This window comes from Novosphingobium sp. B1 (assembly GCF_900176395.1).
GTDB lineage: Bacteria > Pseudomonadota > Alphaproteobacteria > Sphingomonadales > Sphingomonadaceae > Novosphingobium.
In genome coordinates, this window is record NZ_FWXL01000008.1 from 99049 (window position 1) to 112406 (window position 13358).

The following is a 13358-nucleotide window of genomic DNA, read 5'->3' on the forward strand; positions in this document are numbered from 1 at the left end:
CTTACGCCTTCTTGAACGGCGTGCGCTTGCCGAGATAAAGCTGGTCCTGGGCGACGCCGGCACGCTCGGCCTCGAGGAAATCGCTGACGGCGCTGCGGAAGTTCGGGTCCGAGATATAGTGCGCCGACCAGGTGCGGACCGGCTCATAGCCGCGCGCCAGCTTGTGTCCGCCTTGCGCCCCCGCCTCGACGCGAGAAAGGCCAAGCGCAATCGCCGCATCAATGGCCTGATAATAGCACAATTCGAAGTGCAGAAAGGGCTTCTCGACAAGCGCGCCCCAGTAGCGGCCATAGAGCGCCTCGCTGCCGATGAAGTTTAGCGCGCCGGCAACGGGCTCCTCATCGAGGAACGCAAGCACGAGCAGGACCTTGTCGGCCATGCGCTCGCCGATCAGGTCGAACGCGGCGCGGGTGAGATAGGGACGGCCCCATTTGCGTGCGCCGGTATCCTGATAGAATTCCCAGAACGCATCCCAGTGTTCGGGCCGGATCATGTCGCCGGTCAACTGGCGGATTTCGACGCCGTCCTGCGCGCGGGCGCGTTCCTTGCGCAGGTTCTTGCGCTTTTCGGAACTCAGCGCGCCAAGGAAATCATCGAAGCTGGCATAGCCGCGGTTTTCCCAATGGAACTGGATGTCCGAGCGGGGCAGCCAGCCAGCCTCTTCGAACAGCGGCAGTTGTGCCGGTTCGATGAAGGTGGCGTGGGCCGAGGACAGGCCATTGCTGTCGCACAACTGCTCGGCCGCGCGCAGCATCGGCAGGGCAAGATCCGGGCGGTCTCCCAGCAGCAGGCGCGGGCCGGTAGCGGGGGTGAACGGGGCGCTGATCTGCAGTTTGGGATAGTAGCTGCCCCCTGCCCTGGTCCAGGCATCTGCCCACGAATGATCGAACACGTATTCGCCCTGGCTGTGGCTCTTGAGATAGGCGGGGAGCGCGGCTGCGGGGCGGCCATCAGCGCCTTCGATCACGATCGGCAGTGGCGACCAGCCCGACCGGCCCCCGACAGAGCGGGAATCTTCCAGCAGCTTGAGGAAGGCATGGCTGACGAAGGGATTCCCGGATCCGGCCAGCCGGTCCCAGTCATCGGCCTCGATTTCGGAAACCGCCTTGTGGATGCGTGCAGTGAGAGTCACGCCACGGTCATGCCGCGAGGCCTGCGCCTTCGGCAATAGGTCCATCGGCACAGTCGGCGGCGCGTTGCGCAAGTTCCGCCGAGCGCACAGTCCAGGTCAGCACAGGGAAGCCGCGCCAGCGCTGGGTCGCGACGAACTTGGATGGCAGATCGCGCACGTCCCAGGCGAGAAACTGCGGGCGAGCCTGCCAGAAGGCGAGATGCAGGCGGAGCGTGGCGAGCAGGGTGCGCTTGCCTTCCTCGGTCACGACGAGGCCATGCACGATGCGCGGCGAGTAGCGGCCGAACCAGCGGCTGACGCGCGGGTCGAAGCTCATCACCGCGACCTGTCCCTGGTAGCCCTCGAGAGCCCGGCGCACGGCGAGGCACAAGGGCGACACGCGGATATCTCGCTTCGACTTGATCTCGATAAGGACCGGAGCGCGGCCTGCCACCTGATCGAGGAACTGCCGGATAGTGGGGATGGTATCGGTGCTGCCGCTAAGAGGGACGCGGGCGAGGTCTTCGGCGCGCTGATCAATGACCGCGCCGTTGCGCCCCGTCAGGCGTTCCAGGTCCCAATCGTGATAGACCACTGCCTGCCCATCGGCGGTGCGCTGGACGTCGCACTCGATGCCGAGACCGCGTTCGATGGCCAGCGAAAAGGCTGCGGGCGAGTTCTCGACGATGCCGTTGCCGTGCAGGCCTCGATGGGCGTAGGTCTTGCCGCGCAGCCAGTCGACCCGCGCCTCGGGCGGCGCGGGGACCAGAAAGCGGTCAAGCAGGGCGAACAGCAATGACAGCATCGACTTCCACCGCCGCACCGAGGGGAAGGACCGGCACGCCGACGGCACTGCGGGCGTGCTTGCCGGCATCGCCGAAGGCCGCCGCCATCAGTTCGGACGCGCCGTTGGCGACCTTGGGCTGATCGGTGAAGGTGCCGGTCGAGCTGATGAACGCGCCAAGCTTGACCACGCGCTCAACCCGGTCGAGCGAACCCAGCGCAGCCTTGACCTGGGCGAGGATCATCAGGCCGCAAGCCTGTGCGGCAGCGGTGCCCTGTTCGATCGAGACGTCTTCGCCAAGGCGGCCGGTGACCAGCTTGCCATCGATGAAGGGCAACTGGCCTGAGACATGGAGCAGACCGTTTGCCTCCACGGTCGGTACATAGGCGGCGACAGGCGCGGCGGCCTGCGGCAGCGTATGCCCGAGGGCGGCAAGCTTTGCTTCAACGGTATCGGTCACGCGTCTTCTCCATGAATTTGGGCCATGATCCATGGCAGCGCCGCTTCCCAGTCGTCAATCCTGGCGTGGGCGTGACCGGCCTTGTGAGCGCAGTCGATATGCGGGCTTAGCAGCGGTTCGCCGCACAGGTGCAGCCGGATCACGTCGGGGGTCAGTTGCGAGACCGAATCGTGATGCTGCGGCAGGTCGTCGATGAACAGGGCGCGCGAGGGGTTGTATTCATCAAGGATGGCCTTGAGCGCCGGCCCCTTCGGCCCCTGGTTGGTAAAGACGCGGGCATTGATGCCGACATCAGCAAGCTGACGCGCGCGCATGTCGCGACGGTGATCGTTGAGGTTGGTCAGGATGACGACATCGGCATCCTGACCGGCTGCGTTGATCCCGGCGACAGCGCCGGCGATGGCCTGCTGGCGGTACATTTCGGTATCGAAGAACTTGTTGAGCAGGTTCCAGATTTCCTGCGGCGGCACCAGCTCCCCATCCTTGGCATAGCGCATGGCCTTCGAGAAATCAGCGCTGTCCATCTTGAAGGTGACACCCTGTTCCTCGCCCAGCCAGTCGCGGAAAGGCGCGACCATGTGCAGCAGCACCTCGTCGCAATCGCTGACGATCAGGGGGCGGCTACTCATGACAATTCCTTCCGGGCGGCAATCAGGGTTTCAGGCGAGATGTCGAGAGCGAAGGCCGCGTTGACAAGGTCTGCCTCATGGTTGGCGAGAAAATCGAGCACGGCGCCGAGCATGGCCGGATCGCCGAGACCTGCGCGAAGTTCGTCGGGCGTCAGGCCGGTGAGGCCCAGGAAGCGTTCGGCGCGGTCCCCGTCCGACAGGACCCAGCCGAGCGCCTGCAACGCCAAAGCGGAAGGATCGACGGGGGAGGAAGGTTCGCGGATGATTGTCAGGGACCTTTGCTGGCAATAAGGATGCGCGCGCAAGCTTTCGGGAACAGGCGCGTCAGTGGCAAGAAGAATTCTGGTTGTCGAGGACAACGACCTCAACCGCAAGCTGTTCTGCGACCTGTTGCGCGCCAAGGGCTTCGAGGTGGAGCCAGTGGCCGACGGCAGGGAGGCGATCGAGAAGACGCGCCTGTTCATGCCGCATCTGGTGATCATGGACATCCAGTTGCCCAACATCTCGGGCATGGACCTGATCGAGGCGATCAAGGCCGACGAGGAGCTGAAGGCGATCCCGATCCTCGCCGTTACCGCCTATGCCGGTAAGGGCGACGAGGAAGCGATCCGGGCCGCCGGTGCCGAAGGCTACCTTGCCAAGCCAGTATCGATCGGCCCCTTCATGGTGGCGGTCAACGCGTTGGTCTGAACGCTTACATCGCCATGGCGACGCTGTGGGCGTGCTCTATGGCGAAGGTTACCACCGTCAGGCACAAGCCGGCCATGAAGCTCTTGTAGGCATAGGCCAGGTACTTGTACTTCTTGCGCTGCAGCACCTGCCCGTTCTGGTAGATATCGTGGAGCATGGTGCGGAACACGGTTTCATCGGCGCGCAGTTCATCAAGGATCGAATCGGTCCATTCGCCTTCGTCCATGTGGGTGAAGTAGCCGAAGAACAGCTTGTTGGCCTTGCCATCATTGAGCCTGGCCGACTTCGGGCTGCTGATCGAGGGCAGTACGGCAAAGACCGCGCACATCGCGGAAATGAAGGCGAACAGCGCAAGCACGCCCAGCGACCATGGCAGCGTGCCGTTCTTCGCCTGCCCTAGCGATATCGTGAAGACCAGGAAGGTCGCCCCCATCAGGATCGAGGCCTTGGCATCGGCCATCTGGCTGAGCGTGAGGTTGATCTGTTGCGAAGTGCGGACGAGGTGAATGGCGTGGTTCGAATATCCGGAAGGCGACGGCATGGAAGGCGCTGCCTTGGGAATCTCGGGCGAAGCTTGTGCCACTGGCCCCGGTGATGCTGCGTTATCGCCCAAGATCGCCTCTCCCCGCTGGCGGCTTTTGCCGATAAGACGGGGATGGCACAGGGAGAGCCTTCTTGACAAGCAGGGGCAAAGGCCGCTTTTCCGCCGCAATCGTCTGGCAGGGGCCATGCCTGAGCACTGGGACCTCTGCCCATTGGAGAAGAATTGATGGATCGCGCTGCAACTGCCGAAAAGATCGCCGAACTGATCGAGCCCTTCAACAAGAAGGGCATCGCGATCACCGAGGCCACGACCTTTGCCGGCGATCTGGAATGGGACAGCCTGACTGTGATGGACTTTGTCGCCGCGATCGAGGACGATTTCGACATCATCATCAGCATGAACCAGCAGGCCGAGATCGAAACGTACGGCCAGTTGATCGACGCAGTGACCAAGCTGCAGGGATAAGCCCGATGACCGACCTTTTCAGCAAGTTCGATCCGCTGATCGAGCAGCGCCGCGCCCTGCTTGCCGGTGGCGTGGAAGACCCGTTCAACCTTGTCATGGAACGGGTGATCAGCCCCACCGTGGCTGTCTGCAACGGGCGCGAGACGATCCTGCTCGGCACCTACAACTACATGGGCATGACCTTCGACCCCGATGTGATCGCATCGGGCAAGCAGGCGCTGGACGATTACGGTTCGGGCACCACCGGCAGCCGCGTTCTCAACGGCACTTACGCCGGACACAAGCTGTGCGAGGAAGCGCTCAAGGAGTTCTATGGCATGGACCATGCCATGGTGTTCTCCACTGGCTACCAGGCCAACCTCGGGATCATCAGCACGATCGCCGGCAAGGGTGACTACATCATCCTCGACATCGACAGTCACGCCTCGATCTGGGACGGCTGCAAGATGGGCGATGCCGAAGTGGTGCCGTTCAAGCACAACGACATCGAGGCCATGGAAAAGCGCCTCAAGCGCGTGCCAGAGGGCGCGGGTAAGCTGGTCGTGCTCGAAGGCGTTTATTCGATGCTGGGCGACATCGCACCGCTCAAGGAAATGATCCGCATCGCCAAGGAACACGGCGCGATGGTGCTGGTCGACGAAGCGCACTCGATGGGCTTCATCGGCCCCAACGGGCGTGGCGTGGCCGAGGATCAGGGCTGCCTGGCAGACGTCGACTTCGTGATCGGCACTTTCTCCAAGTCGGTCGGCACGGTTGGCGGCTTCTGCGTTTCGAACCACCCCAAGTTCGAGATCATGCGGCTGGTGTGCCGTCCCTATGTGTTCACCGCCTCGCTCCCGCCAAGCGTGGTGCACACTGCGGCAACATCGATCCGCAAGCTGATGCATGCCGGAAACAAGCGCGCGCACTTGTGGGAAAACTCCAAGACGCTGCACAAGGGCTTGCGGGACAAGGGTTTCCAGCTTGGTACCAGCGAGCCGCAAAGCGCGATCATCGCAGTAATCATGCCCGATCTGAAACGCGGCGCGGCGATGTGGGAAGCGCTTCTGCATGAGGGGCTCTACGTCAACCTCGCGCGTCCGCCGGCAACGCCTGCGGGCATGACGCTGCTGCGTTGCTCGCTCTGCGCCGAACATTCCGCCGATCAGGTCGAGACGATCATCGGCATGTTCGAGCGCGCCGGAAAGGCCGTGGGAATCATCTGATGCGGGCGATTATTGCCGGTGTGCTTGCTTTTGCGGCAATGCCTGCGCTTGCGCAGAATGCCGCACCTGTCGTGGTGACGCCGCCGGGCGAAGGCATGATCGAAAAGCCATGCCCTGCCGACCAGCGCGGGCTGAACTTTGCGCATCCCTATGTCCGGCAATATGACTGGGCATGGGAATGCCGCTATGCAGCTGCCGACAAGCAGCTCGCGCAGGCACCGCGCGTGGTGTTCATCGGCGATTCGATCACCGAGAACTGGGTCGGGCTTGCACCTACGCTGTTCGTCGCAGGTGCGGTGGGCCGAGGGATCAGCGGGCAGACCAGCCCGCAGATTCTGGTGCGGTTCTATCAGGACGTGGTGCGTCTGCGGCCAAGGGTGGTGCACATCATGATCGGCACCAACGACCTTGCCGGCAATACCGGACCCAACAGCGCGGAGATGTACACAAACCATGTCGCCGCGATGGTGGATCTTGCCAAGGCCAACGGAATTGCCGTGGTCATCGGCAGCATTCTGCCCGCCGCAAAGTTTCCGTGGAAGCCGGCCCTGGCACCGGCGCGGCAGGTCGTGGCGCTAAACGCCTGGCTGAAGGATTACGCCAGGGTGCGCGGCGCGGCCTACGCCGATTATCATGCAGCGCTGGTCAATGCCGAAGGCGGCATCAATCCCGATCTGGCGCCCGATGGGATCCACCCCAACGCGAAGGGCTATGCCGTGATGGAGCCGATCGCCAAGGCGGCCATCGCCGAGGCGGAGAGGCTGACCACGGCGAAGCCTGATCCCAAAGCCGCCGCGCCCAGGAAGCGCTGAGGCCTAATCCGCGCCGTGGCGTTCGAGCCAGCGGGCGCGGATCGCATCGGAGCCGTCGCGGCTGCCGTCATGGCTCCAGCCGGGCTCGCGGATCAGGTATGAAAGCTTGTGGCGCAGCGGCGCGCGCCAGAAATCGGCCAGCATCCCCCGCCATTCGTGGAATGCGGCATGCAGGAGGTGGAAGCTGCCGAGCTGCTTGACGATGCCATAGCGTATCGCAAGATCGTCACGCTCGCGCTGGAAGGTGCCGAACAGGCGGTCCCAGATGATCAGCGCACCGGCATAGTTGCGATCGAGATAGAGCGGATTGGTGGCGTGGTGGACGCGGTGGTGCGATGGCGTATTGAACACCGCCTCGAACCAGCGCGGCATGCGGCCGACCGCCTCGGTATGGATCCAGAACTGATAGATCAGGTTGGCGCCGCCCACGGTGACCAGCATCGCCGGATGGAAGCCGAGAAAGGCAGGCCAGATCCGGAAGATGAACGACAGCGCAAAGAAGCCGGTCCAGGTCTGACGCAGGGCTGTCGACAGGTTGTAGTGCTGGCTTGAATGGTGATTGACGTGGCTCGCCCAGAACCAGCGGACGCGGTGTCCGGTGCGGTGCGCCCAGTAATAGTTGAAGTCATCAAGCACGAAGCAGCCGATCCACGCGACCCAAGCGAATGGCACAGTCGCGACGCGATGGTCGTAGAGCCACACGGCGGCCGCAAAAACGGTGCCGGCCGTGAGCGCGCCGGCAACAGTGCTGCCGAGGCCGAGTGCAAGGCTGGTGAGCGTGTCGCGCGGTTCGTACTTTTGCGGCGCGCGGCGCGCAGCCCAGATCATCTCCGTAAGCACCATGACCACGAAGAACGGCACGGCATAAGTGACGACGTCGATCGGTTTCATGCCGCGGCTCCGAGACGGCGCAGGCTGGCAGCCCAGACTTGCGCCTGATCGCCAAGATCAAGCGTGACCTTGCCAAAGCGGCGATCGTCAGTGGCGATGGTCAGGAAGCGCCCATCGAGGCGAACGCCGGCATGGCTGGTCAGTTCGCGCGCGGCAAAGTGGCTGCCATGCTGGCGGATCAGCAAGACGCGTCCGAGCGTGTCGCGAGCAAGTGCGCCGATGCCGGCACGGTCAACGACCACATCGCGCGCATCGAAGCCGCAGATCGCGTCTTCGGCAAGGGCGCACGCCTCGTCAGCGTCCTGGATGCGCGGATCACCGCCCAGGCCGATCCGGCGAGCCAGCCACGCCAGCACGAGGATCGCGATAAGCGAGCCAAGCAGTTGCATGGCCTTTGCGGCCTGCGGATTGGCCAGCACGCTGGCGAGTATCGCGTTCACCCCCTCCCCCAAGGTGCGTTCAGCCGACCTGCGCGGCCAGCATGTCGACCGTGGCGCGGATCGGCGCGATGTCGTACCCGGCTCCTGCAGCCCTTTCGGCAATCTCATCGGGATTGAGACCGGACCGGGCCTGCGCCAGTGCCCAGAGCAGGGTCGAGCGCGTGCCCGAACGGCAATAGGCGAGCACCGGTGCATCGCCAGCCTGCGCCAGCGCCTGCTGCATGGCTTCGACCTGCGGCATCGAGAACCCCGCATGGCTGACCGGAATCGCGACATAGCCCATGCCTGCGTCCTTGGCAGCCGCCTCGATCTGCGGGCCGGGCGTCTGATCGTCGGACTCGCCTTCCGGGCGGTTGTTGATGATCAGGCCGATGCCCAGCGCCTTGGCATAGGCCACTTCGGCTAGGCCGATCTGGGGGCTGGCAAAGGTCTTGTCGTCAATCTTGCGAAACATCGGTCGAGTCCTGATAACCTGCGGGCAATTGCTTCTGCCCAATGCGGCTTCCCCGGGCAAGTGTGCGCCGCGCTAATGCGAAAACGGACACAAAAGCCACAGTTTTCGGGACGAATTGTGGCTGACCTGTCGATTCCGTTAGCGGTCTTGTGTTTTTGCTCTATAGTCTTGGGCGCAAAGGTGAGGTCCGGCCTATTGAGTCCGGTACTGATTCCTTCGTCGCGCCGCCGGCTCCCGCGTCCGGCCTGCGGTGCCGGGAAGGTTGGGGCGGATTGAAGGTCTATTGATTTCTATGGGTTTTGACAGAGGGCGGCGCGGTCGCGGCAGAGACAAGCGCGACGGATTCGGCGACGAGGGCGGTTTCGATCCCTACGGCGGTGGCGGTTTCGGTGGCGGCGGCGGTTATGGTGACCGCGGCGGCTTCGGAGGCGGTGATCGCTTCGGTGGCGGCGGCGGACGCGGCGGCTTTGGCGGCGGTGATCGCGGCGGCTTCGGCGGTGGCGATCGTGGCGGCTTCGGCGGCGGTGATCGCGGCGGCTTCAGCGGCGGTCCGCGTGGCGGCGGCGGTGGCGGCTTCGGCGGCCCGCGCGGCGGCGGCATGCCTGCCCAGGTTGTCGGCACCGGCAAGGGTGTCGTGAAGTTCTTCAATGGCCAGAAGGGCTTCGGTTTCATCTCGCGCGAAGACGGCGGCGAAGATGTTTTCGTGCACATCAGCGCAGTTGAACGTGCAGGCCTCGAAGGCCTGGCTGAAGGCCAGACGCTCGAGTTCAACCTCGTCGATCGTGGTGGAAAGATCTCGGCTGCCGACCTTCAGGTCGTTGGCGATGTCATCCCCGTCGCGGCAAAGCCCGCTGCGCCGCAGCGCGAGCTGACCGGCGAAAAGGCAACCGGCACGGTCAAGTTCTTCAACGCGATGAAGGGCTTCGGCTTCATCACGCGTGACGACGGCCAGCCGGACGCGTTCGTGCACATCAGTGCCGTGGAGCGCTCGGGCCTGCGCGAACTGAACGAAGGCGACAAGCTGGAATTCGACCTCGAGGTCGATCGACGAGGCAAGCACTCGGCGGTCAACCTGGTGCCGATTCAGGGTTGATCCCGATTGCAACGCTTCCGGTAGTCTGACCGGCAGCCTGCAACACATACGCGCACAGATGGCGGTCCTGAAGGGCCGCCATTTGTCGTTTGTCGATTCCCCTTTTTCTATCTGGCGCACGCAGTATTGTTGCGTGATCCGGAAACATTCGTGACTGAACAGGAGAGCTCTATGTCGATCACCCCGCTGATGCCCGTGTACCCCCGGTGCGGCGTGCGTCCGGTGCGAGGCGAGCATTGCCACCTGATTTCCGAGGACGGCACGCGCTACCTCGATTTCGCCAGCGGCATCGCTGTGAACCTGCTCGGCCACTCGAATGAGCATCTCATCGGCACGATTCAGAAGCAGGCCGCGACGCTGATGCACGTGTCGAACCTCTACGGCAGTCCGCAGGGTGAACACCTTGCCCAGCGGCTGGTCGATCTGACCTTTGCCGATACCGTGTTCTTCACAAACTCTGGCGCCGAAGCGGTCGAGTGCGCGATCAAGACGGCGCGGGCCTATCACTCGGCAGCCGGCAACGATCACAAGTATGAGCTGATCACCTTCAAGAACGCCTTCCATGGCCGCACCATGGCAACGATCAGCGCCTCCAATCAGGAGAAGATGCACAAGGGCTTCCTGCCACTGCTGGAAGGTTTCAAGTACGTCGATTTTGACGACCTTGAGGGCGCGAAGGCGGCGATGGGCCCGAATACCGCCGGATTCCTTGTCGAACCCATCCAGGGCGAAGGCGGCATCCGCGACGCTTCGGAAGAATTCCTGAAGGGCCTGCGCGCGCTGTGCGACGAGCATGACCTCGTGCTGATCTTCGACGAGGTGCAGTGCGGCGTCGCGCGCACGGGTACGCTTTATGCCTACGAACAGTACGGCATCACGCCAGACGTGATGGCCACGGCCAAGGGCATTGGCGGCGGCTTCCCGATGGGCGCCTGCCTCGCGACCGAGAAGGCCGCGCGCGGCATGGTCGCCGGCACGCATGGCAGCACCTACGGCGGAAACCCCCTGGCGATGGCGGCCGGCGAGGCCGTGCTTGATGTTGTCGCCAACGAGGCATTCCTGGGCGAAGTGCGCGCCAAGGGTGAGCGGCTGCGTGGCCGGATCGAACAGTTCATCGGCAATTACCCCGATATGTTCATCGGCGTGCGCGGACGGGGGCTGATGCTGGGCCTGATGATGAAGATCGAGCCGCGCCCGTTCGTCGCCCACATGCGCGACAACCATCAGTTGCTGACAGTTTCGGCCGGTGACAACACCGTGCGCGTGATCCCGCCACTGGTGATCGACGACAGTCACATCGACGAGTTCATGGAAAAGCTTTCGGCGGCAGCCGCAAGTTACCAGCCGGAACTGGTCGCATCATGAGCCGGCATTTCCTCAATCTCACCGACGCTGGCGGCAATGCCATTGCCGCCATGCTCAACGACGCGATCGACCGCAAGGCCGCGCGGCGCACCTTGCCCAAAGGCCAGGCGGACGCAGATGCGCCGCTGGCGGGACGGGTTCTTGCCATGGTGTTCGAGAAGAATTCGACCCGCACCCGCGTGTCTTTCGATATCGCCATGCGCCAGTTGGGTGGATCGGCGCTGATCCTCGATGCAGGCACCACCCAACTTGGGCGGGGCGAGACCATCGCAGATACTGCACGCGTGCTCAGCCGCATGGTCGATGCCATCATGCTGCGAACCGATGATCACGCCAAGGTCGAGGAACTGGCCCGTTATGCCAGCGTTCCGGTAATCAATGGCCTTACTGACCTGTCCCACCCCTGCCAGATCATGGCGGATCTGTTGACCGTGATCGAGCATGGCAAGTCACTGCCCGGTCTTGAGGTGGCGTGGCTCGGCGATGGTAACAACGTCCTGAACTCGGTCGTCGAGGCAGCTGGCCTGATGAAGTTCAACGTACGGATTGGTGTGCCGGAAGGTTACGAGTCCGATGCTGCCATGATCGAGGCCGCTAAGCTTTCAGGCGCGCGCATCAGCGTTGTTCGCGACCCGGCAGAAGCGGTACGCGGCGCTGACGTCATCGTCACCGACACCTGGATTTCGATGGGCCAGTCCCATGCTGAAGCGAAGCTGGCGGCGATGGAGCCTTATCAAGTCAACGATGCATTGATGGCCCATGCCAAGGCTGACGCTGTGTTCCTGCATTGTCTGCCAGCGCACCGCAACGAGGAGGTCACGGATTCCGTGATCGATGGCCCCCGCTCGGTTGTGTGGGATGAGGCTGAAAACCGCATTCACGCGCAGAAATCCGTGTTGCGCTGGGCGTTCGGGCAGATTTGAGGAAAGCTAAAACGTGAGTGTTTCAGACCAGCCATCTACCGGGTTCGACTGCGTGATGCATTTCACGCTGCCAGATCGCAATGCGCGCGGCAGGGCTGTACGGTTGGGGCCAGTGCTGGATACAATTCTTGCGGCACACTCCTACCCCGCGCCGGTGAAGCATCTGCTGGCGCAGGCATTGGCAATCACGGCGCTGCTCGGCACGCTCCTGAAGGACAAGGAGGGGCAGCTTACTCTTCAGGCCCAGACGCAGGACGGCGTCATTGACCTGCTGGTCTGCGATTACCGCAACGGCGAATTACGGGGATACGTTCGTCATGACCGGGCACGGCTTGACGAACTCGGGCCCAACCCTTCCCTGTTTTCCCTGTTTGGCGACGGATACCTCGCTATCACATTCGATCTGGGAAGCACGGGTGAACGGTACCAGGGCGTCGTGCCACTTGAGGGTGAATCACTGGCTGAAGCCTGCGAACAGTACTTCCTTCAGTCAGAACAGATCCCGACGTTGATAAGGGTTGCCGTCCAGCATGGTCCCGATGGCTGCACGGCTGGCGCTCTGCTCTTGCAGCACCTGCCTGATGGCGAGGAAGGCAGGGAACGACTGCACGTTCAACTCGACCACCCCGAATGGGAGCATGTCTCCATTCTTGCCGGATCGATTAGCGAAGAAGAGTTGCTTGACCCCGCACTGGACCTTGAAAGCATGGTCTGGCGCCTCTTCCACGAAGAGCGCGAGGTACGGGTCCACAGTGGGCGCGTGCTGACCCGTGGCTGTCGCTGCACAGTGGATCATTACAGAGATATCCTGTCCCGCTTCGCTGCGAGCGAGCGCGCGGAGATGGAAGATGAAAACGGCCAGATCTTGGTAGATTGCTCGTTCTGCTCGCGTCAGTTTGCGATCGAGATAGACTGAGGGCACTGCCTCGGCGCGCGACTATCAGGGTTTTTCATGTTTCCGCACGAGCATGTTCGTTTCATCGCGAGTCCGAAGCGGGTATTGTCGGCAGTCGACCGGCAATCCATTCCGGCATCTAGCGAGAAACCGGCATGCTCGTTCGTCGATATAACTGCTCTCTCTCGGCTGGCATCTCAGCCTTATTGGGCATAATAGCCACAGCCTGCGTTGCTACCACGGCCGATGGCAAAGGGCCGTCGCTGGCCATGCTTGATCGCATCGAGCCAGGCCTGTGGCAAATCACTGCGCATGACAAAGCCGAAGTCGTGAAGATCTGCCTGGACGATGGCCGTCAACTCATTCAGGTCCGTCACAGAAGCGAGACGTGCCGTCCTTTCGTGATTGAAGATCGGCCTGCCATGGTCACGGTACAGTATTCGTGCCCTTCGCTGGGGTATGGCTATACGCAAGTACGCTTCGAGAACCCCGAATTGGTGCAGCTTGAGACACAAGGCATCGAAAACGGCCTGCCTTTCAACTTCGAGGCCGAGGGGCGCCGGCTTGGCCGCTGTCATGGCTGAGACCGCAGGCTTT

At 62.9% G+C, this 13358-nt stretch carries 19 protein-coding genes; 9 read left to right on the forward strand and 10 right to left on the reverse strand.

What is annotated here, in order from left to right:
• Position 1 precedes the first annotated feature (1 nt).
• The 5 genes from B9A23_RS15060 to B9A23_RS15080 are packed head-to-tail and all read right to left on the reverse strand — an operon-like array spanning position 2 to position 3256.
• Positions 2-1132, reverse strand: coding sequence for a GNAT family N-acetyltransferase (locus B9A23_RS15060; protein ID WP_084279983.1), 1131 nt, complete (start codon positions 1130-1132; stop codon positions 2-4).
• A 7-nt stretch (positions 1133-1139) separates the two neighbouring features.
• Complete coding sequence (locus B9A23_RS15065) at positions 1140-1916, reverse strand: glycerophosphodiester phosphodiesterase family protein (protein WP_176218014.1); 777 nt, start codon at positions 1914-1916, stop codon at positions 1140-1142.
• Positions 1888-2355: a RidA family protein gene (locus B9A23_RS15070; RefSeq protein ID WP_254895137.1), complete on the reverse strand. Its 468-nt coding sequence runs from the start codon at positions 2353-2355 to the stop codon at positions 1888-1890. The genes B9A23_RS15065 and B9A23_RS15070 overlap by 29 nt, the downstream gene beginning before the upstream one ends.
• Complete coding sequence (locus B9A23_RS15075) at positions 2352-2984, reverse strand: hypothetical protein (protein ID WP_084279920.1); 633 nt, start codon at positions 2982-2984, stop codon at positions 2352-2354. Before B9A23_RS15075 ends, B9A23_RS15070 begins: the two co-directional genes overlap by 4 nt.
• Positions 2981-3256, reverse strand: a complete 276-nt coding sequence (locus B9A23_RS15080) for a DUF3572 domain-containing protein (protein WP_139797501.1) — start codon at positions 3254-3256, stop codon at positions 2981-2983. Before B9A23_RS15080 ends, B9A23_RS15075 begins: the two co-directional genes overlap by 4 nt.
• A gap of 55 nt (positions 3257-3311) precedes the next feature.
• Between B9A23_RS15080 and B9A23_RS15085 the strand changes: the two genes are divergently transcribed.
• Positions 3312-3674 carry a response regulator gene (locus B9A23_RS15085; RefSeq protein ID WP_084279921.1) on the forward strand — a complete coding sequence of 121 codons (363 nt, stop codon included), beginning with the start codon at positions 3312-3314 and terminating at the stop codon, positions 3672-3674.
• 4 nt (positions 3675-3678) lie between these two features.
• Here the strand turns inward: B9A23_RS15085 and B9A23_RS15090 are convergent, their stop codons facing one another.
• Entirely contained in the window at positions 3679-4215 is a 537-nt protein-coding gene (locus B9A23_RS15090; protein ID WP_084279986.1) for a Pycsar system effector family protein, read from the reverse strand.
• A gap of 228 nt (positions 4216-4443) precedes the next feature.
• On the opposite strand from B9A23_RS15090, the gene B9A23_RS15095 reads away from it, so the two are divergent.
• The 3 genes from B9A23_RS15095 to B9A23_RS15105 are packed head-to-tail and all read left to right on the forward strand — an operon-like array spanning position 4444 to position 6700.
• On the forward strand, positions 4444-4683 hold the full coding sequence (locus tag B9A23_RS15095) for an acyl carrier protein (RefSeq protein WP_039332481.1): 240 nt from the start codon (positions 4444-4446) through the stop codon (positions 4681-4683).
• 5 nt (positions 4684-4688) lie between these two features.
• Positions 4689-5888, forward strand: a complete 1200-nt coding sequence (locus tag B9A23_RS15100; protein ID WP_084279922.1) for a serine palmitoyltransferase — start codon at positions 4689-4691, stop codon at positions 5886-5888.
• Positions 5888-6700 carry a GDSL-type esterase/lipase family protein gene (locus B9A23_RS15105; RefSeq protein ID WP_084279923.1) on the forward strand — a complete coding sequence of 271 codons (813 nt, stop codon included), beginning with the start codon at positions 5888-5890 and terminating at the stop codon, positions 6698-6700. Before B9A23_RS15100 ends, B9A23_RS15105 begins: the two co-directional genes overlap by 1 nt.
• Positions 6701-6703: 3 nt before the next feature.
• On the opposite strand, the gene B9A23_RS15110 is transcribed toward B9A23_RS15105, so the two are convergent.
• Genes B9A23_RS15110 through B9A23_RS15120 form a run of 3 tightly spaced genes read right to left on the reverse strand, consistent with a single transcriptional unit; the run spans position 6704 to position 8485 of the window.
• Positions 6704-7591, reverse strand: a complete 888-nt coding sequence (locus B9A23_RS15110; RefSeq protein WP_084279924.1) for a sterol desaturase family protein — start codon at positions 7589-7591, stop codon at positions 6704-6706.
• Positions 7588-8031, reverse strand: a complete 444-nt coding sequence (locus tag B9A23_RS15115; RefSeq protein WP_254895138.1) for a hypothetical protein — start codon at positions 8029-8031, stop codon at positions 7588-7590. Before B9A23_RS15115 ends, B9A23_RS15110 begins: the two co-directional genes overlap by 4 nt.
• 19 nt (positions 8032-8050) lie before the next feature.
• Positions 8051-8485 carry a protein tyrosine phosphatase family protein gene (locus tag B9A23_RS15120; protein WP_084279926.1) on the reverse strand — a complete coding sequence of 145 codons (435 nt, stop codon included), beginning with the start codon at positions 8483-8485 and terminating at the stop codon, positions 8051-8053.
• A 292-nt stretch (positions 8486-8777) separates the two neighbouring features.
• On the opposite strand from B9A23_RS15120, the gene B9A23_RS23455 reads away from it, so the two are divergent.
• The 4 genes from B9A23_RS23455 to B9A23_RS15140 all read left to right on the forward strand — a co-directional run bounded on the left by B9A23_RS23455 (position 8778) and on the right by B9A23_RS15140 (position 12782).
• Positions 8778-9578, forward strand: a complete 801-nt coding sequence (locus B9A23_RS23455) for a cold-shock protein (RefSeq protein ID WP_084279927.1) — start codon at positions 8778-8780, stop codon at positions 9576-9578.
• 171 nt (positions 9579-9749) lie between these two features.
• Complete coding sequence (locus B9A23_RS15130) at positions 9750-10943, forward strand: aspartate aminotransferase family protein (protein ID WP_084279928.1); 1194 nt, start codon at positions 9750-9752, stop codon at positions 10941-10943.
• Positions 10940-11866, forward strand: coding sequence for an ornithine carbamoyltransferase (gene argF / locus B9A23_RS15135; RefSeq protein ID WP_084279929.1), 927 nt, complete (start codon positions 10940-10942; stop codon positions 11864-11866). Before B9A23_RS15130 ends, argF begins: the two co-directional genes overlap by 4 nt.
• 55 nt (positions 11867-11921) lie before the next feature.
• Entirely contained in the window at positions 11922-12782 is an 861-nt protein-coding gene (locus tag B9A23_RS15140; protein WP_139797503.1) for an Hsp33 family molecular chaperone HslO, read from the forward strand.
• 182 nt (positions 12783-12964) lie between these two features.
• Here B9A23_RS15140 and B9A23_RS22850 read toward each other — a convergent pair whose 3' ends face one another.
• On the reverse strand, positions 12965-13138 hold the full coding sequence (locus B9A23_RS22850; protein ID WP_176218015.1) for a hypothetical protein: 174 nt from the start codon (positions 13136-13138) through the stop codon (positions 12965-12967).
• A 45-nt stretch (positions 13139-13183) separates the two neighbouring features.
• Here B9A23_RS22850 and B9A23_RS22855 point away from each other — a divergent pair, with 45 nt between their 5' ends.
• Positions 13184-13345: a hypothetical protein gene (locus tag B9A23_RS22855; RefSeq protein ID WP_176218016.1), complete on the forward strand. Its 162-nt coding sequence runs from the start codon at positions 13184-13186 to the stop codon at positions 13343-13345.
• Positions 13346-13358: the final 13 nt, after the last annotated feature.

Coding starts and splice junctions, on each gene's coding strand:
- B9A23_RS15065 (WP_176218014.1), bottom strand. CDS start 1,916: ATGCTGTCATTGCTGTTCGCCCTGCTTGACCGCTTTCTGGTCCCCGCG.
- B9A23_RS15075 (WP_084279920.1), bottom strand. CDS start 2,984: ATGAGTAGCCGCCCCCTGATCGTCAGCGATTGCGACGAGGTGCTGCTG.
- B9A23_RS15090 (WP_084279986.1), bottom strand. CDS start 4,215: ATGCCGTCGCCTTCCGGATATTCGAACCACGCCATTCACCTCGTCCGC.
- B9A23_RS15095 (WP_039332481.1), top strand. CDS start 4,444: ATGGATCGCGCTGCAACTGCCGAAAAGATCGCCGAACTGATCGAGCCC.
- B9A23_RS15100 (WP_084279922.1), top strand. CDS start 4,689: ATGACCGACCTTTTCAGCAAGTTCGATCCGCTGATCGAGCAGCGCCGC.
- B9A23_RS15105 (WP_084279923.1), top strand. CDS start 5,888: ATGCGGGCGATTATTGCCGGTGTGCTTGCTTTTGCGGCAATGCCTGCG.
- B9A23_RS15110 (WP_084279924.1), bottom strand. CDS start 7,591: ATGAAACCGATCGACGTCGTCACTTATGCCGTGCCGTTCTTCGTGGTC.
- B9A23_RS15120 (WP_084279926.1), bottom strand. CDS start 8,485: ATGTTTCGCAAGATTGACGACAAGACCTTTGCCAGCCCCCAGATCGGC.
- B9A23_RS23455 (WP_084279927.1), top strand. CDS start 8,778: ATGGGTTTTGACAGAGGGCGGCGCGGTCGCGGCAGAGACAAGCGCGAC.
- B9A23_RS15130 (WP_084279928.1), top strand. CDS start 9,750: ATGTCGATCACCCCGCTGATGCCCGTGTACCCCCGGTGCGGCGTGCGT.
- argF (WP_084279929.1), top strand. CDS start 10,940: ATGAGCCGGCATTTCCTCAATCTCACCGACGCTGGCGGCAATGCCATT.
- B9A23_RS15140 (WP_139797503.1), top strand. CDS start 11,922: ATGCATTTCACGCTGCCAGATCGCAATGCGCGCGGCAGGGCTGTACGG.
- B9A23_RS22855 (WP_176218016.1), top strand. CDS start 13,184: ATGGTCACGGTACAGTATTCGTGCCCTTCGCTGGGGTATGGCTATACG.